This is a genomic window from Wolbachia endosymbiont (group A) of Andrena fulva (genome assembly GCF_964026815.1).
GTDB lineage: Bacteria > Pseudomonadota > Alphaproteobacteria > Rickettsiales > Anaplasmataceae > Wolbachia > Wolbachia pipientis.
Genome location: NZ_OZ034701.1, coordinates 573,427 through 598,331 on the forward strand (window position 1 = coordinate 573,427; position 24,905 = coordinate 598,331).

Annotated in this window: 25 protein-coding genes, 1 tRNA gene and 1 pseudogene; 12 read left to right on the forward strand and 15 right to left on the reverse strand. The window is 35.1% G+C overall.

From position 1 onward, the window contains the following. Window positions 1–30: 30 nt before the first annotated feature. The 11 genes from AAGD84_RS02890 to AAGD84_RS02940 all read right to left on the reverse strand — a co-directional run bounded on the left by AAGD84_RS02890 (window position 31) and on the right by AAGD84_RS02940 (window position 10,248). Complete coding sequence (locus AAGD84_RS02890; RefSeq protein WP_038199603.1) at window positions 31–1,257, reverse strand: DEAD/DEAH box helicase; 1,227 nt, start codon at window positions 1,255–1,257, stop codon at window positions 31–33. A 35-nt stretch (window positions 1,258–1,292) separates the two neighbouring features. Further along, entirely contained in the window at window positions 1,293–1,544 is a 252-nt protein-coding gene (locus AAGD84_RS02895; RefSeq protein WP_006279919.1) for a cold-shock protein, read from the reverse strand. Between the two features lie 174 nt (window positions 1,545–1,718). Continuing rightward, window positions 1,719–3,053: a TldD/PmbA family protein gene (locus AAGD84_RS02900; RefSeq protein ID WP_010081974.1), complete on the reverse strand. Its 1,335-nt coding sequence runs from the start codon at window positions 3,051–3,053 to the stop codon at window positions 1,719–1,721. A gap of 18 nt (window positions 3,054–3,071) precedes the next feature. Next, window positions 3,072–3,944 (reverse strand): ATP synthase F1 subunit gamma, encoded by an 873-nt coding sequence (atpG, locus tag AAGD84_RS02905; RefSeq protein WP_010081973.1) that lies wholly within the window; start codon window positions 3,942–3,944, stop codon window positions 3,072–3,074. A 198-nt stretch (window positions 3,945–4,142) separates the two neighbouring features. Beyond that, window positions 4,143–5,363: a heme biosynthesis protein HemY gene (locus AAGD84_RS02910; protein ID WP_341818127.1), complete on the reverse strand. Its 1,221-nt coding sequence runs from the start codon at window positions 5,361–5,363 to the stop codon at window positions 4,143–4,145. Continuing rightward, window positions 5,360–6,091, reverse strand: a complete 732-nt coding sequence (locus AAGD84_RS02915; protein ID WP_038250643.1) for a hypothetical protein — start codon at window positions 6,089–6,091, stop codon at window positions 5,360–5,362. Before AAGD84_RS02915 ends, AAGD84_RS02910 begins: the two co-directional genes overlap by 4 nt. After that, window positions 6,084–7,313, reverse strand: coding sequence for a lipoprotein-releasing ABC transporter permease subunit (locus tag AAGD84_RS02920; protein WP_265034996.1), 1,230 nt, complete (start codon window positions 7,311–7,313; stop codon window positions 6,084–6,086). Before AAGD84_RS02920 ends, AAGD84_RS02915 begins: the two co-directional genes overlap by 8 nt. Before the next feature lie 133 nt (window positions 7,314–7,446). After that, window positions 7,447–8,301, reverse strand: a complete 855-nt coding sequence (locus tag AAGD84_RS02925; RefSeq protein WP_341818161.1) for a sugar phosphate nucleotidyltransferase — start codon at window positions 8,299–8,301, stop codon at window positions 7,447–7,449. Beyond that, window positions 8,298–8,438, reverse strand: a complete 141-nt coding sequence (locus AAGD84_RS02930; protein ID WP_265038183.1) for a hypothetical protein — start codon at window positions 8,436–8,438, stop codon at window positions 8,298–8,300. Before AAGD84_RS02930 ends, AAGD84_RS02925 begins: the two co-directional genes overlap by 4 nt. An 11-nt stretch (window positions 8,439–8,449) precedes the next feature. Then, the gene (ltrA, locus tag AAGD84_RS02935; protein ID WP_338476458.1) at window positions 8,450–9,751 is read right to left on the reverse strand and encodes a group II intron reverse transcriptase/maturase; all 1,302 of its coding nucleotides are present in this window, start codon (window positions 9,749–9,751) and stop codon (window positions 8,450–8,452) included. Continuing rightward, window positions 9,736–10,248 (reverse strand): hypothetical protein, encoded by a 513-nt coding sequence (locus AAGD84_RS02940; RefSeq protein ID WP_245611107.1) that lies wholly within the window; start codon window positions 10,246–10,248, stop codon window positions 9,736–9,738. Before AAGD84_RS02940 ends, ltrA begins: the two co-directional genes overlap by 16 nt. Window positions 10,249–10,840: 592 nt before the next feature. Here AAGD84_RS02940 and AAGD84_RS02945 point away from each other — a divergent pair. Together AAGD84_RS02945 and AAGD84_RS02950 are read left to right on the forward strand one after the other, a co-directional pair. Next, window positions 10,841–11,080, forward strand: a pseudogene (locus tag AAGD84_RS02945) (MFS transporter); the annotation flags it as partial. A gap of 65 nt (window positions 11,081–11,145) precedes the next feature. Continuing rightward, window positions 11,146–12,005, forward strand: a protein-coding gene (locus AAGD84_RS02950) for an IS630 family transposase (RefSeq protein WP_264705388.1) whose coding sequence is annotated in 2 segments (ribosomal slippage) — window positions 11,146–11,470 and window positions 11,470–12,005 — 861 coding nt in all. Because the reading frame shifts where the segments join, the coding sequence is not laid out codon by codon here. An 86-nt stretch (window positions 12,006–12,091) separates the two neighbouring features. On the opposite strand, the gene AAGD84_RS02955 is transcribed toward AAGD84_RS02950, so the two are convergent. Both AAGD84_RS02955 and AAGD84_RS02960 read right to left on the reverse strand, forming a co-directional pair. Beyond that, entirely contained in the window at window positions 12,092–12,292 is a 201-nt protein-coding gene (locus tag AAGD84_RS02955) for a hypothetical protein (protein WP_010082383.1), read from the reverse strand. Next, a complete protein-coding gene (locus AAGD84_RS02960) occupies window positions 12,276–12,605 on the reverse strand; it encodes a transposase (RefSeq protein ID WP_007548762.1) in 330 nt (109 codons plus the stop codon). The genes AAGD84_RS02955 and AAGD84_RS02960 overlap by 17 nt, the downstream gene beginning before the upstream one ends. Before the next feature lie 328 nt (window positions 12,606–12,933). Here AAGD84_RS02960 and AAGD84_RS02965 point away from each other — a divergent pair. The 4 genes from AAGD84_RS02965 to AAGD84_RS02980 all read left to right on the forward strand — a co-directional run bounded on the left by AAGD84_RS02965 (window position 12,934) and on the right by AAGD84_RS02980 (window position 15,597). Further along, window positions 12,934–13,024 (forward strand) — tRNA-Ser (locus AAGD84_RS02965). A 184-nt stretch (window positions 13,025–13,208) separates the two neighbouring features. After that, entirely contained in the window at window positions 13,209–14,354 is a 1,146-nt protein-coding gene (locus AAGD84_RS02970) for a SurA N-terminal domain-containing protein (RefSeq protein WP_265038289.1), read from the forward strand. A gap of 87 nt (window positions 14,355–14,441) precedes the next feature. Further along, on the forward strand, window positions 14,442–15,062 hold the full coding sequence (locus tag AAGD84_RS02975; protein WP_264723066.1) for an oxidoreductase: 621 nt from the start codon (window positions 14,442–14,444) through the stop codon (window positions 15,060–15,062). Continuing rightward, a complete protein-coding gene (locus AAGD84_RS02980) occupies window positions 15,046–15,597 on the forward strand; it encodes a 5-formyltetrahydrofolate cyclo-ligase (protein WP_264723067.1) in 552 nt (183 codons plus the stop codon). The genes AAGD84_RS02975 and AAGD84_RS02980 overlap by 17 nt, the downstream gene beginning before the upstream one ends. A gap of 53 nt (window positions 15,598–15,650) precedes the next feature. On the opposite strand, the gene AAGD84_RS02985 is transcribed toward AAGD84_RS02980, so the two are convergent. Further along, complete coding sequence (locus AAGD84_RS02985) at window positions 15,651–16,649, reverse strand: glycine zipper family protein (RefSeq protein ID WP_341818128.1); 999 nt, start codon at window positions 16,647–16,649, stop codon at window positions 15,651–15,653. Between the two features lie 150 nt (window positions 16,650–16,799). On the opposite strand from AAGD84_RS02985, the gene elbB reads away from it, so the two are divergent. Together elbB and AAGD84_RS02995 are read left to right on the forward strand one after the other, a co-directional pair. Continuing rightward, window positions 16,800–17,507: an isoprenoid biosynthesis glyoxalase ElbB gene (gene elbB / locus AAGD84_RS02990; RefSeq protein ID WP_264723070.1), complete on the forward strand. Its 708-nt coding sequence runs from the start codon at window positions 16,800–16,802 to the stop codon at window positions 17,505–17,507. 146 nt (window positions 17,508–17,653) lie between these two features. Beyond that, on the forward strand, window positions 17,654–17,962 hold the full coding sequence (locus AAGD84_RS02995; RefSeq protein ID WP_010081942.1) for a hypothetical protein: 309 nt from the start codon (window positions 17,654–17,656) through the stop codon (window positions 17,960–17,962). A 2-nt stretch (window positions 17,963–17,964) separates the two neighbouring features. Here AAGD84_RS02995 and AAGD84_RS03000 read toward each other — a convergent pair whose 3' ends face one another. Further along, window positions 17,965–19,512 (reverse strand): peptidoglycan D,D-transpeptidase FtsI family protein, encoded by a 1,548-nt coding sequence (locus AAGD84_RS03000; protein ID WP_264723071.1) that lies wholly within the window; start codon window positions 19,510–19,512, stop codon window positions 17,965–17,967. 20 nt (window positions 19,513–19,532) lie between these two features. On the opposite strand from AAGD84_RS03000, the gene ispH reads away from it, so the two are divergent. The 4 genes from ispH (at window position 19,533) to AAGD84_RS03020 (ending at window position 24,903) form a co-directional block, all read left to right on the forward strand. Further along, on the forward strand, window positions 19,533–20,462 hold the full coding sequence (ispH, locus tag AAGD84_RS03005; RefSeq protein WP_264329845.1) for a 4-hydroxy-3-methylbut-2-enyl diphosphate reductase: 930 nt from the start codon (window positions 19,533–19,535) through the stop codon (window positions 20,460–20,462). Between the two features lie 636 nt (window positions 20,463–21,098). Further along, a complete protein-coding gene (locus AAGD84_RS03010) occupies window positions 21,099–21,356 on the forward strand; it encodes a hypothetical protein (protein ID WP_065095159.1) in 258 nt (85 codons plus the stop codon). 608 nt (window positions 21,357–21,964) lie between these two features. Further along, a complete protein-coding gene (htpG, locus tag AAGD84_RS03015; RefSeq protein ID WP_264723072.1) occupies window positions 21,965–23,860 on the forward strand; it encodes a molecular chaperone HtpG in 1,896 nt (631 codons plus the stop codon). Between the two features lie 65 nt (window positions 23,861–23,925). Then, a complete protein-coding gene (locus AAGD84_RS03020) occupies window positions 23,926–24,903 on the forward strand; it encodes a hypothetical protein (protein WP_341818129.1) in 978 nt (325 codons plus the stop codon). Window positions 24,904–24,905: the final 2 nt, after the last annotated feature.

Here is a 24,905-nt window from a genome sequence, read left to right on the forward strand (position 1 = left end):
TACGCTTATCAAATTGTAGGTAAATCCTATTTAATACGCTTTTTCTAGTACTCTGCTTTTCTTCTTAAATGCATTGATCTTTTTTCTACCGTATTTAGTCTTTAACGTACTTGGCCTTTTAAAGACCTTTTTGCTGTTACGTTTTTTAAATTGCACACTACAATCAAAATTTAGCTCTCCTTCTTTGTCTGCCAGTGCAGGCAGTCTTCTCTTATCTTGAGGTGTAACAAAAGATAGCGCATACCCTTCAGCTCCAGCGCGTGCAGTTCTACCTATACGATGAATATAGTCAGCTTGCGATTGTGGTGCATCATAATTGATAACATGTTGAATGTGGGGAATATCAAGGCCGCGAGAAGCAACATCTGTTGCAACCATGATTTGATTACGGCCACGACGAAAAGAATTAATGACCCTTTCGCGCTTGTGCTGCCTTAAATCACCATGAATTGCTAAAGCGCTATAGTCATCTTTGTGCAATCTGTTAGCTAGCTGATCCGCTCCTCGCTTTGTTTTGACAAAGATAATGATTGATCCTTCGCGCTGACATAGTTGTGTAACAAGCTTTTCATATTTTTCTGATTCTGATGCATAAACAATTTCTTGCTTAATTTTTACAGAAGTTGTAACCTCACAATCAACAGAAATACGTTCTGGTCGATTAAGGTACTTCTCAGCAAGTTTTACTATATCTCCAGGAAGAGTTGCAGAAAACATAAGAGTTTGCCTTATTTTAGGCAAATGCTTCATAATTTCTTCAATCTGAACTCCAAAGCCCATATCAAACATACGATCCGTTTCATCAAGCACAAGAACGCTAACATTGCGAGTAATCAAAGTTTTACGCTCAATATGGTCTATAATACGACCAGGAGTACCTATTACAATTTGTGGTTTTTTCTGAAGCTGATTTAGCTGCCTAAAAATAGGCTCACCACCAATCAACAAAGCGACCCTTAGTGCAGAATTTTGAGATAAGAGTTTTCTTATCTCATTTGTTACCTGATGCGCAAGCTCTCTGGTTGGCACGATGACTAAAGCTGAACCAGTGTTAGGCTCATTCAGCAACTTAGCAACCAACGGAATAGCAAATGCTAAAGTTTTTCCAGTCCCCGTTTGAGCAGATCCGAGAATATCTTTACCTTGTAGCGCTAAGGGAATCGCTTGTATTTGAATCGGAGTTGGGACGAAAAGATTATTTTTATCTAGAGCTTGTCTAAGCGAAGCTGGGAGACCCATCTCATGAAAATTATTCACAATACGTTAATCCTGTTAAAAGACTTCATAATAGATTAATCTTCCAATCTTAAATTTATTGCAGATTTTTTATCTTCTCCGTTTCTACCGCGCTCCTCTTTAACCTCATAACTCACCCTTTCTCCTTTTATTCCCTTCTCTTTATTCTCTCCTTTAAGTGCCTCAGGTCTTATTCCCGAACGTTCCAATGTGCTAATATGTACAAAAACGTCACCCCCTTTACCTTCTGGCTTGATGAAACCATAGCCTTTTTCGGCATTAAACCATTTTACATTACCAAATTCCATTTAAACAACTCCTAAATTATTAACTAACATTACTAATGTGATGAAAAACTTTGAAATTACGATTGAGAATGCTTTAAGCTTAGCTATTGAAACTAAACCTTTATACTCCATAGTCTATTCTTAACATTACATGACAATAATACACAATTGTTGTACTTGATGCAAATAAATTTTTTAATCGTTAAGCGAACCTGCAACCGTCATTTCGCTAACTTTAATCGTTGGTGAATTAAATTGCCCACAAAAAGTTAGATCATCTGCAACGACTAAATTGCTAAACATATCCTTCAAATTGCTAGCAATGGTAATCTCATGTATTGGATACGTTATTTTTCCATTTTCTATAAAAAATCCGGAAGCGCCTTGGCTGTAATCGCCATTGATTAAATTGACACCAAAACCAAATAAATCAGTTACATATATTCCCTCTTTCACTTCCTGAATTAATTCTTCAAACGATACATCACCATTCTCAATGTAGAGGTTACTAGCTGCAGGAATAACTGCAGCATTACTTGCACGAGTTGCACTTCCGGTTGTTTCTGAGTCTAATTTTCTAGCCGAGTATAAGTCTAAAATCCAATTTTGTAATATTCCGTTTTTTACAAATATATTTTTCTTGCTAGTTATCCCTTCTCCATCAAATGGTCTCGATGCTATGCCTCTTGGCAACAATGGATCATCGATAATATTAATTCTATCGTTGAAAATCTGAGCGTTTAAACTACCCCTCAAGAAAGAACTGTTGCTTATAATACTGCTCCCATTTATAGCAGAAGCAAAACTTTTTACTAGCCCTTTTGCTGCTCTTTTTTCAAAAATAACTGGAAATTTACCAGTTTTCATTGTACGTGAATTCAATTGATCAACTGCTCTTTTTGCTGCTTCTTTTCCCATTAACTCTGGCAACTTTAAATCACTAAAATTACATGCTATATCATAATCGTAACCAACCTTCATTTCACTTTCTCTTCCAGCAACAACAGAGACCTGATTAGCAAAGGTTGATTTACTAAACGAGCCAATAAAACCAGAAACAGTCGATAATACTGTATTCACTAAAGCGTATGAAGAAGAGGCTCCTTCAGAATTAGTGATACTCTTATGTGCAAGGGCTGAATTTTCTGCAGCTTCAGCAATTTCTTTTAGGTTATCAACGGTTACAACATTATTATCTGAGATACTTAAATCTGCAGAAGAGATATAATTACTACCATTTACAGCAAAATTAATGCAAGGATCTTCTGGCGCATTCTTTGCCATTTCTACCACTTGGCTTACTGTATCACTCAGATTATTCAAATCGTTTGTAGAAATATACGCAGCTTTGTTTTTACCTGCTATAGCTCTGATTCCTACAGTGCAATTTTTAGATTGTGATATTTGCTCAATTTTTGATAGACGCTGAGAAACTGAAGTCTTATTAGTTTCATATATTGTAACTTCCGCATCTTGATTTTGCTTTTTTATTAGTTTAGTAATATCTGCTGCAATATTTAATATATTCATTTTCTATTCCTTAGATTTCTATAAAGATTCTGCACCACCTATAACTTCAATTAAATCAGTCGTAATCGCTGCTTGACGAGAACGATTATAAAGCAATGCTAATTTGTTCAGTATCTCTTTAGTGTTTCTGTTTGCTGATTCCATAGCAACCATTCTAGCACTATTCTCACTCGTTGCACTTTCAAGTAAAGCAGAGTAAAGAGCAATTACAACGTAATCTTGAACTAAAGATTTTAAAATAAATTCAATATTTTGTGGTTCATACTCATAGCCGTAATCTGTTGTTGGACCAGCCAGAGAGCTATCAATCAAGGATGAGTCTTTACTCCATGGTTTTATTGTTTCCAACATTGGTTTTTGCGTGAAGGTATTATAGAATTTACTATAAAAAACTTTAACTTTATCGTATTTACTTAAATCTATACCATCAACCAAAGCTTCTACGTGCTTTAACGTGATTCCCTTACTATTTTCAATTTTTAAGATACTTTTAGAGTCAAATCTATTTTTACCTACATCAAAAGCTTTTTTACCAAGAAATACAATATCTACTTTTTTGCCATTTGCGATTGACTTATTTACACGCTCTTGACTAAATTTGACAATAGAAGAGTTAAAGTTGCCGCACAAGCCACGATCAGACGCAATAATGAATACTAGGTAAGAACCGTCGTTACTGACATTTAGAATTTTTGCCAGTAATTCTTGATCAACTGATAGCATTAATGAAAAAATAATGTTATGCAGCTTAGATACATATAATTTTGAATTTAATAACTTCTTTTGGCTTTGTAACAACTTTGCTGCAGAAACCATTTGCATTATTTTCGTGGTTTTCTGTACAGACCTAATATTCTTAATTCTTAAGGATAATTCCTTTAAGCTCTTCATTTTGTATACAACCCTGATTTATTAAAATATATAACTGTTAGTGTCTAAAAGCAAGTTTTTTTGACATTAAAACCAAGTCTAGCTAAGAAACTTGCAGGTTTATTGTTTGGAGATAAGGATTATATTAAGAAAGTGCTCTAACTTCAGCAATATCAATGTGAAAGTAGCCTAATGGTAATTTCTACACTTTGTGGAATTTTATAATATATAATAAACACAATTAAAACTATTACAACTTGAACACTTATGATCCCATTGTTCTAGTTCCCTGTTACAATTTTTACATTTCCAGCCTGGATCAGGCAAAGCTTCTGAGCCCATCTTGTTTAGCCAATAAATTACCTTGTCGTGTTCTTGCAATGTAACCTTGAGTTGTATTACAATAAAGTAGATTGACATGTAATTAGCTTTTTTCATAGCAGTGTCTAAATATTGACTTGCAAGATCATATTTACCTGAACTCATTGAGGACAAAGCAAGTAAACAGTAACTAAAATAATAATCAGGGCGTAAGTTGTATAGTCTTTCAGCACCTTTACTATTTAAATTGATGTACATTTTAGCTGACTGAGGAGTAGGATTTACTGTATACTCTGCCTCTAGCACTGCAGAAGCTTTTCTGATTTTTCCAAGTTTAATATATAATTCTGCCTTTAAATAATTGATGGGCTGAAAAATTGCACTATAACGTTGTGCTCTAAATAAAGACTTTATAGCCTCCTTAAAATCTCCTTTACTTTCATATTGCTTTGCTAAAGCGCAATAAAACACTGCAAACATTTCTTTATGATCAAAGGGGAGAAAAATATTGGACTTAACTGCTTCCTTCAACCTCAAAATTGCATTAATCCAATCTTCTTTCAATATGCAATGCTCTATTTGAAAGGGAATAGATAGCATTTTATCGTTAATTGAACTAGAGCAATATTCTATAAATTTTTGAAAGACTACTTTTTCTTGTTTGAGGTGGACAATCAGCTTATTGGCTAGAAGTAGAGCTAAGTTACGATTTTTATTTGCAATATTTGTTAAACCGTTACTGAAAAAGCTGTAATTTCCCGTCTTACCTGAGTTAAAGAGCTTTATTAAAGACAACCTATCGCTCTCCTCACTCAGACTTTTAACTAGCTTTTGGGCATTCTCTATATTGTCTAAGTCTATGCTAAAGAAAGCTTCAAAGAGAAGCAATTCTTCCCTATCCCTTCTTCTATTTCTTATGTTGGCAAATGTTGATGAAATGGAGGAAAAAAAGCGTACAAGTGTAATTAATAAAAATAATAAAACTACACAAGTAAAAATAATGAAATATAGATCAATACTTATAGTGTAATTGCCTAATTCCAATTTTATTACTTCACCACTTACCTTGACCCATATACCAAATAAAAACGAAAAAGCGAAAATTATAAAATAAATCATGAGATATATTGTAATAAGTGATGATATATTGTTGAAATATTCTTAGAAGCTACAATAAAACCATTCAATTTATTCAGCCATGGCTTGAATTCTGAATGCGTTAAATTGCTTACTGTAACAGTTATATTTTGCCAATCATTATCATTTATTGACTCCTCAATTTCTGCGAATTTTACTCTTAATGGATCATTTCGGTCGTCTACCTTTATCCAGTTTGAAATGATTTTTTTAGACAATGTACTTTTGTTGTAATCGATAGTATCAATAGTTTTTTCAAAAGATAACTTCAATTCGTGTAAGGTATTTATCTCTTTCAAATTTTCTAATTCATCTACTGCATTTTCTATCTCTGGATCGTCAAGCTCTGATATCAAAGGCTTTATTGAATTTATATGGTTATCAAATTTTGCTTCTCGCAATAACGAATTCTTCATTTTAACCACAAGTAATAGCAATTTTGCAAGGTTCTTACATCTTGAGTTATTATCACCTTGCTCACATTGAGTATGCTGACTTCTCTTGAGGTCAAATATCTTTTTTTCTATTCTAGATTGATTAACTTCAAGCAACATTCTAAATTCATCCATGTTTTCCGTTAAAGCTTTCACATTGTTTTCACTCTCTTGCTGATTTATTTTTAAAAAGATTATGTTATTTATTGTGATGTAACCGGTAAATAACAATACAATTAAGAACCAACCTATGTACTTTTGCTGAGTATCATTCATAACGTAATATCTCTGCAGGATCTTGTGCAGCTGCCTGTAATGCAGGAGCAATTGTCGCTAAAAATGATAAGAATAATGCAAGTGCAGAAATGTTCACTACATCTTGAGGAACTAATATCATTGGTAAACTTGAAAAAAAGTATATCATAGGATCAAACAGCTTGACGTTAGTAATGTTTTCTAAAAACACTCTAATGCTTTCGATATTGAGAGAAAAAACGACACCTATAATACAGCCAAGACAAGTTCCCGTAAAACCGATTAATAGACCACAAGCACAAAATATGCGCATAATGCTTCCACTTGTTGCACCAAATGTACGCATAATTGCAATCGCGGATTTCTTTTCTTGCACTATCATCATTAAATTTGAGATAATATTAAACGCTGCTACAACTATAATCAAAGTAAGAATTAAAAACATCACATTTCTTTCAGTTTTTAAAGCACTAAAATAATGGCTTTGCTGTGATTGCCAACTTTCAGCTTCCATTCCTATTTCTTTTTCTATAGCATCTGCCAGCTTATCAGCTCTAGTAACGTCGTCTACAAGTACTTCTATATTTTTTATGCTATTTTCATAATTAAAAAAGGCTTGTGCTGATTTTAGAGGCATATATATCAAGGTATTATCATACTCAAACATACCCATATCAAATATTGCTATAACTTTATATTTTTTCATTCGCGGCATTTCACCAAGTAATGCATCAAATTCTTCAGATGATATAAACGTAATTTCGTCGCCATAGTCAATGTTCAAAGCTTCTGCCAATCGTGCTCCTATTATTATCCCTTCATCAAATTTTTTTACATCACCTATAATTACATTATTTGTAACGGCAGTACTATCAAGCAAGTCTTTAGTTGACACACCTCGCACTACGCTACCTGCAATTTTACCATTTGCTGCAATAATGACTTGATCATTGGTCATAGGAGTAGCTTTTAATATACCAGGAATTCTCTCAATAGATTTTGAAACTGCGTAGTAATCTGAATTTATGTTCCTATCAAAATAAACGTTAATATGGCCATCAATGCCAAGTATTGAGTCAAGCAACTTTGCTCTGAATCCGTTCATCACAGACATCACCACTATTAGTGTTGCAACTCCAAGGGCAATGCCGATAATAGAGAACAAAGTCATTATAGAGCAAAATCTGGCATTTTTCGCTCGCAAATAGCAAGCAGCCATAGTAATTTCAAAGGCAATGGACATTACAAAATATTTTGAGGTTAGACATTATATTTTTGAAACTTCGTATAATTGTAGACTTTTCTTTATTTGAAAACTAGAGATTTTTGCTTCCTTAAATTTAGCAGACTTATAGAGTATCTTTAACATTAGAATTTCAAAATCTTCCATATACATCATCCAACCTCACTATATCATTATCAGATAAATGCTCTCCTATCTGAAATTCAACTATTTCAAGTGGAAAGCTTGTGCTTCTATTTTCAATCCTATGGGAAACTTCCCTTGGGATTTCTATCATATGGTCTTTTACTATAGCATATTCTTTGTCGTCTAAACTAACATACCCAACTCCTGATAGTACCATATGGTATTCATCTCTATAGTGATGGAATTGCTTAGAAGTGCAGCTTAATGGATTTATAAAAAGATATTTTATGAGAAAATTTTCGCTCATTAAAATTATACTACAAAATCCCCATGGTTTAACTTCTTTCCTTATCGCCTTTACTTTCTTAACTTTATGAATAAATGAAATTAGACTTTTGTTTGGTTGCTTACAAGCTCCACCCAATAAATTTTTATTACTTTCTGTCGTTGAAACTGGTTCTTTTTCTCTAATCACATGCTGAAATGGCACCGGTTCTTTACTAAACTTCTCACTCAATTCTAAAACTGAATTCCAAGTTCCAACATCCAACCAATCGAAATTAGCTTCTATCATTGCAACGTTTTTTGCTTTCTCCATCACCAAGTAATCAATGGATATGTCTTTAATTCCTGCAAAATCTTGTTGTTTTAAATATAGAAATCTCTCTTGCGGTGTGAAATGTTTAAAACATGAATTGTAAAGATTCAGGGCAGATTTTTTGATCTCATCTATGTAGCGTTTTGCTTTAAACACAAATATTCCAGAGTTCCAATAATGATCGTTACTTAATTCATGCTCAGGTTTCTCTATGAAATCCTTCACTATATGATACTTTTCCTTATGATCATAAACTGCATTTATATAGCCGTATTCAGAATTGAATTGTTCGGTAGAAGCTGTAGCTTTACTCCTCTCGTTTGAGTTTTATTACTACAACTCCCCCTAAAGAACCGTGCTTGCAGATTTCCCGCACACGGCTCATCAATATTAGTTTTCACAGTCGTCCCTCTTATGCATATAAAGAAAAATGTATTTTTGGCTTTGGTAATGGATTTACTTCTACGTAGTGTACAAACTGTTCCCAGGTCATACTCTTTTTCTGACTACGCCGATTTATCCATTTAAATGCTAGCTTTCTTACTGATGTGTAAAATTGTTTCAAACACCAATAATTTCCGCTAATACCAAAGTAGTTATAGTGTCCTGTTAATTTAGCCTTCAGTACTTGCCACCAATCTTTAAGTCGAATACTTCCGCGGACTATTTTCAACCACTCCTTGATTTCTTTTAGTTTTCTGGCTAGATTTAACTTAGAGGTTTTATGTCCCATCATTAATCTACCACGACGACTTTTTGCACCATAGTGCGTAAACCCCAGAAAATTGAAACTTTCCGTCCTTCGTTTCTCTCTTATCGCTCGTTGCCACTCCCTCTTGCCAAACTTTACTACTCTGGTCTTGTTTTCAGATACTTCCAACCCAAATTTATTTAGCCTTTGTTTCAGTAATTCCAGAAATTCTTCCGCGTCTACCTTACTTTCGCAACAAACCACAAAATCATCGCAAAACCTTATTACTTGTATATATCCTCTGGATCTTGGTTTAAATTTCTTTTCTATCCATAAATCCAACACATAATGTAAGTATATATTTGCTAATACAGGACTTACTATACCGCCTTGTGGTGTACCTTGTTTTGTTGCTTCATAATTTCCAGCTTCGACTATCCCTGCCTTGAGAAACCGCTTTACTAACCACAGCAAATTTGGGTCAGTTATTCGTTCCCTTAGACACCTCATTAGCCATTTATGCTGTATATTATCGTAGAACTTCTTGATATCCACTTCTACAATGTAGTTTATTGGCTTGTACATAACTGCTTTATCTAGTGCATTTACCGCTTGATGACAGTTTCTTCCTGGTCGAAATCCATATGAGCTGTCCAGAAAGTTTGCCTCGTAAATATTTTCTAATATCTTCTTCAGCATAATCTGTACTAATTTATCCTCGGTCGATGGTATTCCGAGTCCGCGTTTCTCTTTACTTCCAGCTTTCGGTATATATACCCTCTTTACTGGTTGTGGTTGATATTGCTTCCTCTTCATACTTTCTACTAGCACTTCGAGTTTCTCATTCAGATTTTCTCCGTATGATTCCACTGTTATCTGGTCTACTCCACAAGCCTTGTTACGCTTCAGTTCTTTATAACATCTCGCAAGATTCTCTGTATTTATCAGATGGACTAACGATGTGAATTTTAGTCGCTTATCTTGCTTTGCTCTTACTGCTATCTGGTTTAGTTTATATCGCATGTTATTCCTACCTCCGTTGTATTGGCATAGCAATCCCTATTCCAGTTACTATATTGCTGATCGCTTCCCCTTGTACGTGGCTTTCCCACATTCTGAGTACTATCAATCAGTCCGACTTCCCCTGCATCTTCCGCTAGTTCTTGCCTTTGTTGACTTGTTCCAACGTACCTTAATAGGAATGCATGGGATCTCCCAAGTTCACTTGAAGTCCATTTCAATACATGGCACGGTCTCAGATCCCGATAGAGTGAGTGATAACTTGCCTTTACGTTATCCTTCATGCTGTCTTCCATGGCCATGAACATGTCGACCTCTATGTCTTCAGGTATTTCGGGACTCCACTCCTTCACTTCCGTTGTGCCCTGCATTGTCCATCCCACTAGCTCTATTACACTCGTTACCTCATGCAACATAGTGGTCTGTTCCAAACTGTTGGCTAGACTTTGTTTGTGTTGGATTTTCACCAACTGTTCTCCAAGCACTTCTTGGCGCACCATGACACCCTGACAACCGTCATCCCGCTACTTGTTAGCGGCTGAGATACCGCGAATGAATCGCGGTATGACGGTTCGTGGCGGCGTGACGATAAGCTCGTTATCCCGCTGCTTGTTAGCGGGATCTAGAGATACCGCGGCGGTATGACGTAGGACTGCTGTCATCCCAGTGCTCCTTTTTTTGTCATCCAAGTAGCCTCCTATGGTGTCATCCCAGTGCCCAGACACTGGGATCCAGTTGAGCTATTTCAACAAAAATACTGCATTTTGAGATGAACGTTTATTTTCACCAGATTATTTACAAGTATAACAATTAAAGTCTGGATTCCAGTGTCAAGCACTGGAATGACACCGTCTTGGATGGAAACCAGTGTTGGCTACTCGGATGACATCATAGGGGCGCTGGGATGACACCCTGACAACCGTCATCCCGCTACGTGTTAGCGGCTAAGAGATACCGCGACGGTATGACGGTTCGTGACGGTATGACATAGGGAAACCTTTTTTGGGTTAGCTACAACAGTAGTCAGGAAATAATAGCCTAAAAAGAGACTTAGTGTTAAGTTATCAATAAGCTACTTTAAAAATAAATCCTATGGAAAGCAGAGCTAAGGCTTGGTTCATTTGGCTGATTAGTAACTTGGTTGTTATATTCAGCAATATGCAGATAATTTATGCCTTTATAAGTGTGAATCTTGAAAGGGAACTTGGACTTACAATCGCACAAGTTGCACTGGCTAATTCAGCATATACTTGGACTTTCGCCATCTTACAATTTTTTAGTGGGGCAACGTTTAATGTTTTTTCCAATAAAAAAATTTATTTTTTCTCATTATTATAGCTCTTTCCATAAAAGTCCGGATGTGATAGGATAAGGGTAGATGATGATAAGGAGGTTGAATGCCAGCAGCATATAGTTATGATTTAAGAAAAAAAGCAATGGAAGCGCTAGACGAAGGAGAAAGCAGAGAAACAGTGGCAGCAAGATTTAAGATTGGACGAACTACTTTATGGGAGTGGCAGCAAAGAAGAAAAGAAACAGGAGACTTTCAATCAAAAAAACTTGGAAATGGGGGTTACAATCACAAAATTACCGACTGGGATACCTTTGCCAAATTTGCCAGAGAACACGGAGGAAAGACTCTATCGGAAATGGCTAAACTTTGGAACAACGTTAGTATCCAAACGATCTATCGAGCCCTTAAAAAAATTGGATTTACGCGCAAAAAAAGACATATGGATACAAGGAAAGAAACGAAGAAAAACGTGCTGAATTTTTGAAAATTATAGCGACAAAAGAACCTAAAAACTTAGTGTATATAGATGAGTCTGGCATTGATAACACCGAAGACTACCCCTACGGATATTGCCAGAAAGGACAGCGGTTTTATGCCTTAAAATCTGGAAAGAAAACTCAACGAATCAGTATGGTTGCAGCCTTAAGTGGAAGAAAGATAGTTGTTCCGTTAACCTTTGAAGGCCACTGTAATATGGATGTTTTTAATGGATGGTTTGAGCAATTTTTGACACCGATCTTGGAACCTGGACAGACTGTCATTCTTGACAATGCTACTTTTCATAAGTCTGATAAGATTATCGAGCTTGCTAAAGGGGTTGGTGCAGAAATTTTGTATCTGCCGCCTTATTCTCCAGATTTCAACAAAATTGAGCATCATTGGTTTGCTATAAAAAACAGAGCCAGGAAAAACATTCCTCTATTCGAATCCTTTCGTCGTGCTGTTGATTCTGCCTTCCTATGACCTGTTCGGACTATTATGAGAAATGCTATACTTTTATGACATACTGAAAATCGACTTCTTTTAGCAAATCACAAGCTCCATAGTGATCAGCCGTTACTGTATTTTACAGCTATGGCTTTTTTGCTGTTTGTATTCAACATTACATGCAATTTTCTTGTCTGTTCATAGCTGCGATACTTTCTATCTTCGCTATTTTCTTTGCTATGACCAGGAGTGTTGTTGTATATACTAATTCCTGTACTGTCTATAGCAATTTCGATATCTTCCATATTATTTTCTGCAATCATTGATCTTAATATTGAGTTTCTTAAACCTTCTTGATGATTGTGAATAGCTGATAACTTGCAAATTTTTCCCAATTTGCTCAAGGTATCCTGCTATAAACCCAACTGTTTGCCTCAGGCCTATTCTAAATAAACAAGTTATTATGTGCACCAAAATTACAACTTTATCGCTATAAATATTGTTGCCACCTGGTATTTTTGGACCATTCTCGTACCACTTTTCTATGGCTTCGTTGATATAATGAAAAATATTTCCTCTTTTTTCTAGAAATTTGTTATATTCGCTATGGTTACTGACCCTCATTTTTTGTGGCATATTTTTTCTTTCAAGGTTAAATGGCTATTTTATAATGAATTTTGTCAGTAGCCACCAGATTTTTTCAGTTGCTATGCAACAAAGCCCACTGGGATCCAGACTTTCCGTAAAAACGTTATATTTTAACATAACACTTATATGCTCACCAACTTAGTGCTAATCAAAATCCTGGATCCCAGTGTCTGGGCACTGGGATGACAAGAAAGGGAGCACTGGAATTTTTGTTTCAGCATTAGCCATGCATCTGAACAGATACAAATATTGCAATTAAAAGCATTAGACAGGTGGTAGAGGTCTTGGTATTATATAATCTTTAGGTTCTAAATTTGGAAGGGTGGCCGAGCGGCTGAAGGCGGCGGTTTGCTAAACCGTTATACGACCCAAAAGTCGTATCGAGGGTTCGAATCCCTCTCCTTCCGTATACTGTTTTTAGCACGGTTTAAATTCGCTATATTAGCATGTTTTTAGCCTATTTACCAGCGTACCTGATTTTGTTGCAATGGTTTTTATTTCCATTGTCACTGAGATCACTATTAAAAAGTTGGCTAGCATTGACTCAGTATTTATTATAGAATTGGTTATTAACTAAACAACTTTACTTGTATGTATAAAATACTAATTTTACTGTTGATAGTGTTGCCACTTAGGTTGCTTGCAACCGAGATTGAAATTGTTGCAGATGTAAATGGTGAACCAATTTCAAATTTAGATATCGAAAAACGCATCAACTTTATAAATTCATTGTTTGGCACTCAAAGTGTTAATCAAAAAGAAGCAAAGCCTCAAGTGCTTAGGGAGCTAATAGACGAAATTATCATTATCAATGAAGCACAGAGGCTGAATATAAAATTGAGCAACGAGGAGTTAGATAATGCTATTATGTTATTTTTAACCCAAAGTTTTAAACTTAAGGCTAATGAAGTTGATCAATACATAGAGAAGCATAATATAGATCTTGGTATTTTAAGAAAACAAATAAAATGTCAGTTACTGTGGAGCAAAATTATTGAAGTAAGAATTGTGCCATTTATTAATATAAGCGATAAAGAAGTAGATGATGTAAAAAGGCAAACAGAAAAGCCGGATTATCTTATCACGTTCCAAGAGTTTATAATTCCTGATCAAAAAGACAAGGACGTTTATGGTATAGCTGAAGATTTAGTAAAAAAATTACGCAACAGTAATAACCCAGAATCTCTAATAAAGATGCGTAAAGCAACAGTTAATTTAAGTCAGTTGAAAGGCAAACTCAAGAGCGTTTTAGAAGGATTAGAAGTCAGCGACATAGCAGGTCCATTCAGTTTTAGTGAAGGTTACTCTGTTATAAAAGTAATAGATAAAGTACAACTTAATCATGCACTGCTGGAAAGCACTTTAAAATTAAAACAGATTGTGGTTGAAGGTTCAGAAAGTTTATTAGATAATCTCAAGGAGCAAAAAGTTAATTGTTTAAATTTTGATAAATTGGCAGATAATTTTAAGTTGCCAAACGCAAAGGAATTTGAAATAAAAATGCGAGATTTAAATCCTGATTTACAGATTTTATTTAGTAAAACAAGTGTGAATGAAATAGTAGAATTTAGAGAAAATGGCACTGCAAAGTTAATGATGTTGTGTGATATCAAGAGTAATGCAGCGGATATAGAAGCAATTAAACAGCAGATGTACCAACAAAAGATTATGATACAAAGCAACTTGTTATTGGATATTATACGTAAAAGTGCAGCTGTCAGTTATCGGTTTAGTTGAAGTCAGAGAGTGTCCTTGTCTCTGTCTTTGTGTGCCTTTGTTCTACAAAATTTCGAAAAATTTGAACAAATATAGTTAAAATAGCACATGAAGAATATAATGCTAATTGGTGGTGGAGTTGGAAATGCAGTATTATTTTCGATAGGGAAGGCATGTCTTGAAAATAATAACAAGGTTTTGTACTTCGCTGGCTATAAGAAGTTAAGTGATGTATTTAAACGAGCACTGATAGAACGTGCATCAAATGCAGTAGTTTGGGCATGTGAAGAAGGATTGATAGAAACAAGCAGAGATCAAGATAAATCCTTTCATGGTAATATAGTTGATGCAATAGTCTCTTATCAACAAGGAAGATTAGGTATTAATTTGAACGCTATAGATAAAATTATCACTATTGGTTCTGATAAAATGATGAAAGCTGTGAATGAAGCTAGAAAAACAATTTTAAAGCCATATCTGAAATCAAGCCACATAGCAATATCATCAGTTAATTCTCCTATGCAGTGTATGATGAAAGAAATCTGCGCTCAGTGTGTGCAGCAACATATAAATGCGAAAACAGGAGAAAGGAGTTTTGTTTATAGTTGCAGTAATCAAGACCAGGATATGGAGTTTATTGACTTTGACTTTTTAAGTGAGCGTTTGAAGCAAAATAGTTTACAAGAAAAACTTACTGCGAAATGGATAGATCATGTTCAAAGATATTAAACAGCACAAAAAGGAGATAAGAGAGCAATATAGAGCTATAAGAAAAGATATTGATGAAAGTTATTCCAGTTATGCGGCAAATTCCCTTATTAATCTCTTTAATCAGAACTTAAGTTACGTTAAAGGCAAAACAATAGCAGCTTACATTCCAATGGATGGGGAAATAGATGTTGTGCCTTTGATGCATAGTTTACTCGATTTAGATTATAAAGTAGCAATTCCTAATAAAAATAAGTTACTAAAATTTGAGGAATGGAACAAAACAAATGAAGACATAATTCCTGACGTAATCATTACTCCTGTTATTGCTTTTGATGATCATTTTAATAGATTAGGTTTTGGCGGTGGTTGGTATGATACAATGATAAAAAAATTACGGCCGCTTGGAAAAATATTTATAGGTGTAGCCTATGAAAAACAATATTGTAAAGATTTACCTGTAGAACAACATGATCAAAAATTGGATATTATAATCACTGAGATGTGTGTTAGATTTGAAAGTGGATTGCTCAAGAAAGTGGATAGAAAGGAATAGCGTAATTCCACTTTCTAATAGTAATTTTTGCGTCAAAACGCTCCTCAAATGCATCAATTCGGTCCTGTGATTCTTCCTTCACTCACTCGTGCAGCACTTGAAATACCTAAGTGAGAATTTGGCTTCATTTCCTGAGCTTTCTCATTAACTTTTTGTTCTACCTCTTTTATGTCACTACCAATTGCCATAATTACAGGTTGAAATTGATCGACAAGGTTCTTAAATGCTTCCATATCACTTTCATGAGTACTAAGACCTTTGTTCATAAGTCTGCTCATGTCATCTTTTGAAAAATTTTGAATGGTTCCATTCTTTACTAACTCTTGTATAGCAGATCGCTTCCCTTCGTCTTGAAGCATTTTTATGATCCTTATTTTATTCTGGGCCTCTTTTGATTTTTCATCGTCTGTAGGGTATACCATATCGTGAATGAACTCTTTCTCTAATCTAGAGAAGTTAGTCTTTTCCCAAGTCAATTTATCGATTACATTTTTCACAAAACTTTTCACTGCCTTTCCTGCATCAATCGCACCTTTTTTTATCTCACCTCTATGCTGATATATAGCATAACCAATAGCATCTATAGCAAATAGTGCCACAAACCCTACTAATGCTGCTCCACCACCAATTAATGCACCAGTCACTCCTCCTACTGTTAATAAACCTGCCAGTGTACCCGTTAATGTTGTAACTGCTGCTCCACCTATCACTCCTTGAACTAACAGTTGATTGCCTAAAGCTTCAAGCTTTTCCTCCATGCCTTTTACTTTATTTACTTGTTCAAGCAATATTTTTAATTCATTGTTGTTTTTCTCAAGATACTCCTTTACAATATCTATTGCATTCTTCAAAAGATCTTTATCTTTCATCAGCAATTCAGACACATGCTTAATAGCTGATTCGTCAAAAATTTCACCTTCCTTTTGAAGGCTATTTAGTTTTAATAGCGCCTCCAGTTGTTGTAACAAATCTTCTTTTCCACTAATATATTTTACTATATTTTCAATCAACACCTCTGAATCACCAGTATCTGTTGCACCACCTTGTACCATATTCAATTTCTGTCAATTATAAACATGCTTGATTATACATACTAATTATTAATTATATTATAATAAATATGAGGTAATTAATATAGTTACCCCTTTCCAAATATATAATTTGTATTAAAATATCTAGATTACATGAAATTAAGGTACTTTATGGGTGAAAAAAAATTAAAAGCTGCTGTGGTTTTATCAGGGTGTGGTCACCTTGACGGTGCAGAGGTAAGAGAAGTGGTTTTAAGTTTGCTTGTGCTTGATCAGCAGGAAGTGGATGTTAAATGCTTTGCACCTGACATCAATATCACACAAGTTATGAATCATAAAACAAAAGAGGCAGTGAAAGAAAAAAGGAATGTGCTTGCAGAATCAGCAAGAATCGCAAGAGGCGAAATATATGACTTAAAAGGAGCCAAAGCTGAAAATTTTGACATGCTAGTTGTACCTGGTGGATACGGGGTTGCGAAAAATTTATCTGACTTAGCTGAAAATAAAGACATGGTGACAGTAATGCCTGAATTTGAAAGATTAGTTTCAGAATTCTTTGTTACAAAAAAGCTAATAGGAGCGATATGCATATCTCCAGCCATCATTGTTTCAATTTTAAGTAGCAAGATAGGTAAAGAAGAAAGTAAGGTTAAGGTAACTATAGGAGATGACAAAGAACAGTTGATAGAAAAGCTTGGCGGCGAACACATAAAGTGTGATACAGGGTTATCAATAGAAGACGAAGAACATAATGTATTTTCCTGTTCTGCTTATATGCGTAGCGACGAAAGTACATACTCTGTATATCAAGGGATAAAGCATATGATTGACAGCATGGTAAAAAAGATTAACAAAAAAACTAAACAGCCATTCCTCTAAGATATAGTAATTTAGACTTCCTTACACAATTAACTGTTGAATTTTACATTCTTAGCTGTATTATAGCTAAAGTGCTCTAGGTTTACTGACTATAACGGTATGGCGTAGGGCTTTAGCTCTTTTTTTATAAACGTAAGGTGTTTTATATGTCAGACCTTTTCTATATTGAAACTACGTGTTGTGTGGACGGTCAGTGTGATGTCTATACAGGGGAAGTGAGTTTTAATGATGTCATGTTAGGCAAGTTCAGTCTAAATTCGTGCAGCGGGAAAGAAGCTATGATAAATCTAGACATTATTACATTCGATATTAATATCGCTATTGATGGTCAAAATGGAAAGACAATAAAAAAAGACCTTAAAGGTCTTGAATTTGTAACTAAAGATGATGGTTCTTGGTATATTAATAAGGATTTTGGTGATGATAAATTTGAAGTTGTAGTAAAGCAATCATAATTTTACATCTCAGGTGTAACATTTAGTATAGGCACTATTCTATTTATAATGTTCTTTACTATAGGCGCAGCAATTATTCCCCCGGTATGGTGCATCCCTTGAGGCTCATCAATAGCAATTAGCACTATGTACCTTGGGTCAAGCATAGTTAGCACTCCTATAAATGATGCTATGTTTGCATCTTTGCTATATTTACCATCTACAACTTTTTCCGCCGATCCAGTTTTTCCTCCTATTGAATATGCCTTTATTTTTGCTTTTCTGCCAGTGCCATCTGTTACTGCTGCACGTAATAATTTTCTCATTTCCCTGGAAGTTCTTCTTGAGATAATTTGCTCTCCTATACTTCTTTTATTCAACATCAAGGTTGCGTTATGAAATATCCCATTGTTGATTAATGCTGCTGCAGTTTGTGCAAGATGTATAGGAGTTACAGCTATGCCATAACCATAAGATGCTGTTATTAAAGTGTTTTCACTCCATTTATCCGGGATTATCGGTGTGGATTTTTCTGGTATTTCTATTTTCAAAGGAGAAAATAGCTTCATAGCTTTAAAGTATTCTACCTGTTTTTCAATACCTAGTTTGACTGCAATTTTTGCTGCACCAATGTTGGATGATTTTACAAATATATCTTGCACAGTAATTTTTGGAATTTTAGATTTATGAAAATCCTGAATTTTATACTTTCCAATGGTGATTGGTGTTGATACGTCATATAAATCGCTAGTTTTTGTAGCGTTCGCATCAAGCGCTGCGGCTATTGTAAAGTATTTTAATACCGACCCCATCTCATATACCCCAAGACTGGCGCGATTAAACTTTTGTACGTCTTCTGCCTTATTCTGTAAGTTGGGATTAAAATCAGGTAGGCTGACCATCGAGATGACTTCACTATTTCTCACATTTAAAACAATTCCTACTCCGCCAAGTGCCTGATATCTGCTTACAGCTTTAGTTAGCTCTTCATGCACTATGCTTTGCACTCGTGTATCTAAGGATAGTATTATGGGCTTTTCTTGCTCATTGTTTTTACTTATATACGCCTCAACTCCTGCAATACCATTGCCATCTATGTCAGTGTAACCAAGCACGTGTGAAAATAAATTACTGTGAGGATATATACGCTTTATGTCGTCATAAAAATTTACTCCTGGTACACCAGCGTTTTTGATCGCTAGTAATTCTTTTGGAGTCAAGTGCCGCTTTATCCAAGCAAATTTCTTTTCTGAAGTAAGTACTCTATATAAGTTCTTGTATTCGAGGTCATGCAAAGTAGAACACAGTTGTGCTGCTATACTTTCCGGATTCTTTACTTTGGTTGCATCTATATATAGTGATGTTGTGGGCACATTTGTTGCTATTACCACTCCATTTCTATCTAAAATATCAGGTTGTTTATGTACTATATTATCTTTTCTAAAATTTTCTGAAGTAGTAAGTTGATCAAATGTTAAAGAGAATATGCGAAAAATAATTATTATATAAAATATAAATAATGGTACTATAAAACACAGTGAGCGGAGCTTATTTTTAAGTAATGCTTGCATATTTACTTGATTTGACAAAAATGGAAATCATCTTAGCTGAACCACGAGGTTTTTGTGCCGGGGTAAAAAGAGCTGTGGACATATTAGCTATTACTTTAGAAAAATACAAAAACGAGCGCCAAGTTTATGTGCTACACGAAATTGTTCACAATAAATATATAGTAGAGGACTTTAAGAAACAAGGAGTGGTTTTTGTAAGCAGTATCGAGGAAATTGAAGATAATGAAGGAATACTGATCTTCAGCGCGCACGGAGTATCAAAAAATATAGAAGATGAGGCAAAAAGAAAGGGTATTCAAGTGATTGATGCAACATGTCCTTTAGTCAACAAAGTGCATAAAGAAGCAAAAAGGTATGAAAACAGTGGTAAAGAATTAATTCTCATTGGACATGAAAACCATCCAGAAGTTAAGGGAATTAGGGGAAGAGTAAACAATCCTATCACTTTAGTGCAAACTTTGCAGGATGTATATGATTTAAAGGTTAAAGATCCAGATAATTTGTCTTATGTTACACAAACTACGTTAAGCATCGACGATACCCGTGACATTATTGCTGCCTTGAAATTAAGGTTTCCAGGCATAACAGGTCCAGATTTAAAGGACATATGCTATGCAACGCAAAACAGACAAAATGCTGTTAAAAAGCTAGCTGAAATTGTAGATATGGTATTAGTTGTAGGAAGTAAAAATAGCTCAAATTCAAACCGCTTATTAGATCTGTGCACTGCCAGAGGAAAAAGAGCCTACTTGATTGATAATTACAGATGTGTAAATAAAAGCTGGTTCCAGGGCGTAGAAAAGATAGGAATCACTGCAGGTGCTTCCGCTCCTGACATATTGGTTGATGAATTAATGGACTACCTAAAAGTAAACCTGAGTGTAAAAATTTCAGTTATGCCAGGTGGTATTATTGAAAATGTTCAGTTTAAAATACCGAATCTGGTTTAAAACACAACTTATCTACTAAGCTTCTCTTGAAATCACACAAACCAGCATCTATAGCTAAGACGTCATACCGCGATTCATTAGACTTCTTGCATAACCATATAACAAACTTTTATTGGGAATAGAAACGAAAAAACTTACTTGACACCCTTCGCCAGCGCCCTTATCATGATAGTGAAGCTATTGTATTTGCTTTCGCCAATCTGCAGATTAAAAGGTAAGGATTACTTAATGTATCGGCGTCTTATGTTCAATTTTTTGCAGTATATAGATACTGTATGTCTTTACAAAACTTCATCTACATCTAGATTTTTATCTAAATAAGCTGAACGCGCTTATAAAGCGTTACAAGACATCAAAAAATGCCAATACTCGACAGAGATAGTAAAAGACTAGCTAACTCGGGGATTCTTTGTCTTTTTTTCTGCTTAGTAAATTTCTTAAACATTTGCAGCGTAAGTTAGTTGCAATTAAAAGCAGCTGAATTTCGCTTGTCAAGCGTTTAAAACATAAAAAACGCCAATATTTTAAAGCGGATAATAACCCCAGGGCTTCTTTTGCCTTTTTTTTCGTTTGGTAAATTTCTTAAATATTTACGGCTAATATGAAGCTAAGTACGAACTTTGTTAAACACAACAAATGGTGTCATTCCAGTCTGGAATCCAGGAAAAAGAATGGTGTCATCCCAGTGCCCAAACACTGGGATCCAGTTTTCTTTACAAATTCACCAAAAGTGTTTCATTCTATAACATAAAACCCATACTCACCAAATCCAATGCATTACTTGCAATTAAGTTTCCTGGATCCCAGTGTCTGGGCACTGGGATAACAAAGGAGGACGTTATTCCAGTGCCAAGCACTGACCATTTCTGGTCTCTTAAATTGCAACTAATCTAAGTATTAAAAAATTTACCAAGCGAAAAAAAAGGCAAAAAAAGCCCGATGGTTGGCTAGTTACTTACATTATACTTTCAAGTATGGCGTTTTTTTATTCTAAACGCTTAATAACCGTGACTCAGCCGCTTTTAAGCCGCAACTAATCTAAATTATAAACGTTAAGAAATTTACTAAACAGAAAAAAAGGCAAAGAAACCCTAGGGTAGCTAATTATTCACTATCCATTTTTTAAGTTGGCGTTTTTTGATGTTTTAAATAGCGTATTTCAGCTTGTGTAGCTAGAAATTTGATAAAGACATGAGGTGCACATAGTGCAAAAAATTAAGCATGATTTACGCCAAATACATTAAGTTTTTTTGTCATTAATCCACTGCAGAGATTGCGAAGATAAATAAATAGCTTCAGTTTCATGATAAGGGGGCTGGCGAAGGGTGTCAAGGAAGTTTTTCGTTTCATCCAATGCGCTGCCAAAAGTTTGTTATGCAAGAGATCCCATAAATTGGGTGTCATAATAACTACACCCACATTAATTTTGGTGTACGTGACCTTGAAAGATCGTGATTCAATACTTAAATTATTAGGGTAGTAGGCAAATAATGGAGCTCAAAATGCATAATGTACAAGAAACTGAAAATTTAAAATTTGACGCTGAGGTAGGGAAAGTACTGAATATAGTGATTCATTCACTTTACACCAATAAAGACATTTTTCTGCGTGAATTAATATCAAATGCATCAGATGCATGTGATAAGTTGCGCTATGAATCTCAACTAAACCCTAATTTGCTAGATTTGAGTGACGAATTAAAAATCACTATCAGCTCCAATAAAGATAAGAACGAGCTATATATCACTGATAATGGCATTGGAATGAATAGACAGGATTTAATAGACAATCTTGGTACAATTGCAAGCTCTGGTACGCAAAAGTTCTTGGATGCGATTAAGAATAGCAAGGATTCAAGCCAAACTGTGGAGCTGATTGGGAAGTTTGGTGTTGGTTTTTACTCAAGCTTTATGGTTGCATCAGAAGTAATAGTAGAATCGAGAAAAGCTGGAGAAGAGGAGTCTTGGATCTGGCAATCCAAAGGAGATGGGGAATATTCAATCAGCAAGTCAGATAATCAAGTCCCTCGCGGAACCAAAATTACGCTCATTATGCATCCTGAAGAAAACGAGTTTTTAGATAAATTTCGTGTTGAAAATATTGTCACTACTTACTCTGATCACATAAATTTTCCTGTTGAATTTATAGACGAAGAAGGAAAAAGTGAAAAGTTAAACAGTAAGGCTGCAATTTGGACTAAGCCAAAAAATGACGTTACTCAAGAGGAGCACAACGATTTTTTTCGCAGTGTTGCTCACGTTGGCGGGGAGCCCTGGATGATATTGCATAATAAAAATGAAGGTGCAATAGAATATACAAATTTGCTTTATGTTCCTTCTATAAAACCTTTTGATTTATTCCATCCAGATAGACGTTGCTCTGTGAAGTTATATGTAAATAAAGTATTTATCACTGAAGATAACGTACAGATTATACCACAATACTTGCGTTTTCTGAAAGGCGTGGTTGATTCACCGGACTTGCCTCTTAATATCAGCAGAGAAACGCTGCAGAATAATCGTGTTGTTGAGCAGATCAGAAAATCTCTCACTAAGCGTGTGATATCAGAGCTCGGTAAAAAAGCAAAAGAGAATTTAGAGGAATATACAAAATTCTGGACCAATTTTGGTGCAGTTTTAAAGGAAGGTCTTTGTGAAGCTATGCCAACTGATGAGAGAGAAGCACTACTCTCAATTTGCAGATTTCATAGTACTGGTGATGAGAAATTAGTCAGCATTGATGACTATATAAGCAGAATGAAGCCTGAGCAGGAACATATCTATTATCTCACCGGAAATAGCCTCGATTCAGTGAAAAACAGTCCGCAACTTGAGGGGTTCGTCAGTAAAGGGCTGGAGGTTCTTCTGTTCGTTGATCCAGTGGATGATTTCTGGACTAGTGTAATTCATGAATATAAAGATCAAAAGTTTAAGTCTGTGACTCGCGCTGATGTTGATTTGGAAAAATTCTCTTCAGAAGAAGATAAGAAAAATGAAGAAAACAAATCGAATGAAGAAAAAACTGAGGAAACTATATTGCAATATTTTACCACAGTGCTTGGAGATTCAGTAAAAAGCGTAAAAATTTCCAAAAAATTGACTGATAGTCCCGTATGCCTAGCGGTTGATGAAGGTGCTATGGATCTTCGCATGGAGCGTTTTTTGCGTGAACAAAAGCAGCTAAATTACCGCACGCCAAAGGTGCTGGAAATTAACACTAAGCATCCTGTAATAAAGAGTATAATGAAATCTTATGCTGAAAGTGGTGAAAACCCAACATTGGAGGACATGGTTCACTTATTGTTTTACCAAGCTTGCATCGTGGAAGGCGAAGAGATGGACAATGCAAGCCTGTTTGCTAAGAGACTGAATAATTTGCTTGGCAAGATTTCTGTTTAATGCTATACTTTAGTTAAGTTGTTTTAGTAGGGGAAAACATGACTTGGAGTTTACTTGGTGGGCTCATGCCACCAGCAGCAGATGCTGCAAAAGAAAATAAAGTTAAAAGTACGAAAAATTCTGGGGATTCAGGTAATTGTTCAGAGGCTGAAGAAGAACAAAATACCAACAGAGCGACTACATTAGAATTCCAGCTAACGCAATCTTTGCTCAGTCAAGTAAGGGCAGACAAAAATAATGCTGATGCGAATTCTGGTAAGCAAGCTTATAAAGACTTACCTAGAATGAATTTTATAATCAATGGTAAAACCATAAGTAAAGATTTTGTTGGCCAGTTGTGCGATAGGTATAATCAAGAGCTTCAAAGTAATAAACGCCAAGTTGCAAAGCATGTTCTAATAGAAATGTTTAAGCATGCTAAGGCAGAAGTTCCAGATGATCATATACTGAAAGAGTTAATTACTAATTGCAATCAAGCCGGGTATGACGGCTCTTTGTTCATGCAGCTCTTTCCTATATTTTTTGAGCATAACCTACAATTGTCTGACGCTAACGATAGAAAGATAAGTATTATATGTAATAGCCAAGATTCCCTAAATATTCAGTATTGTCCAAGTATGCCTGTTAAGCAACAGGATACAAATATAGAAATATGCAGGCTTGATGCTATTTTAGAGTTCACGCTTAAATCTCAGAATGGTAAGGTAGAGTATGAAGAAGGTAAAGTAACACTTACCATTCCCGAGCAGTTAAAAACTGGTAGAGAAAGTTTACTAGATGATATCAATAAGTATTTTAAAGGTGCCGATAATGCGGTTGTTGCAGGTTCGCCAGCAGAGGTGGATTCAGATGTTGATAATTCATTTGATATCATTCCTAAAAGTTTAGCCTTTGATGAATTGGTAGATAGTATAAATAAAGCAAAAAATGGTGATTATACGGATTTGGATGAAGTTATAAATAATATAAGAGAAGATAAGAAGAATGATAGGTTTATCGCTGACTTGAATCGTGGTAATTTTAAGAGTTTTTGCTCTCAATAACT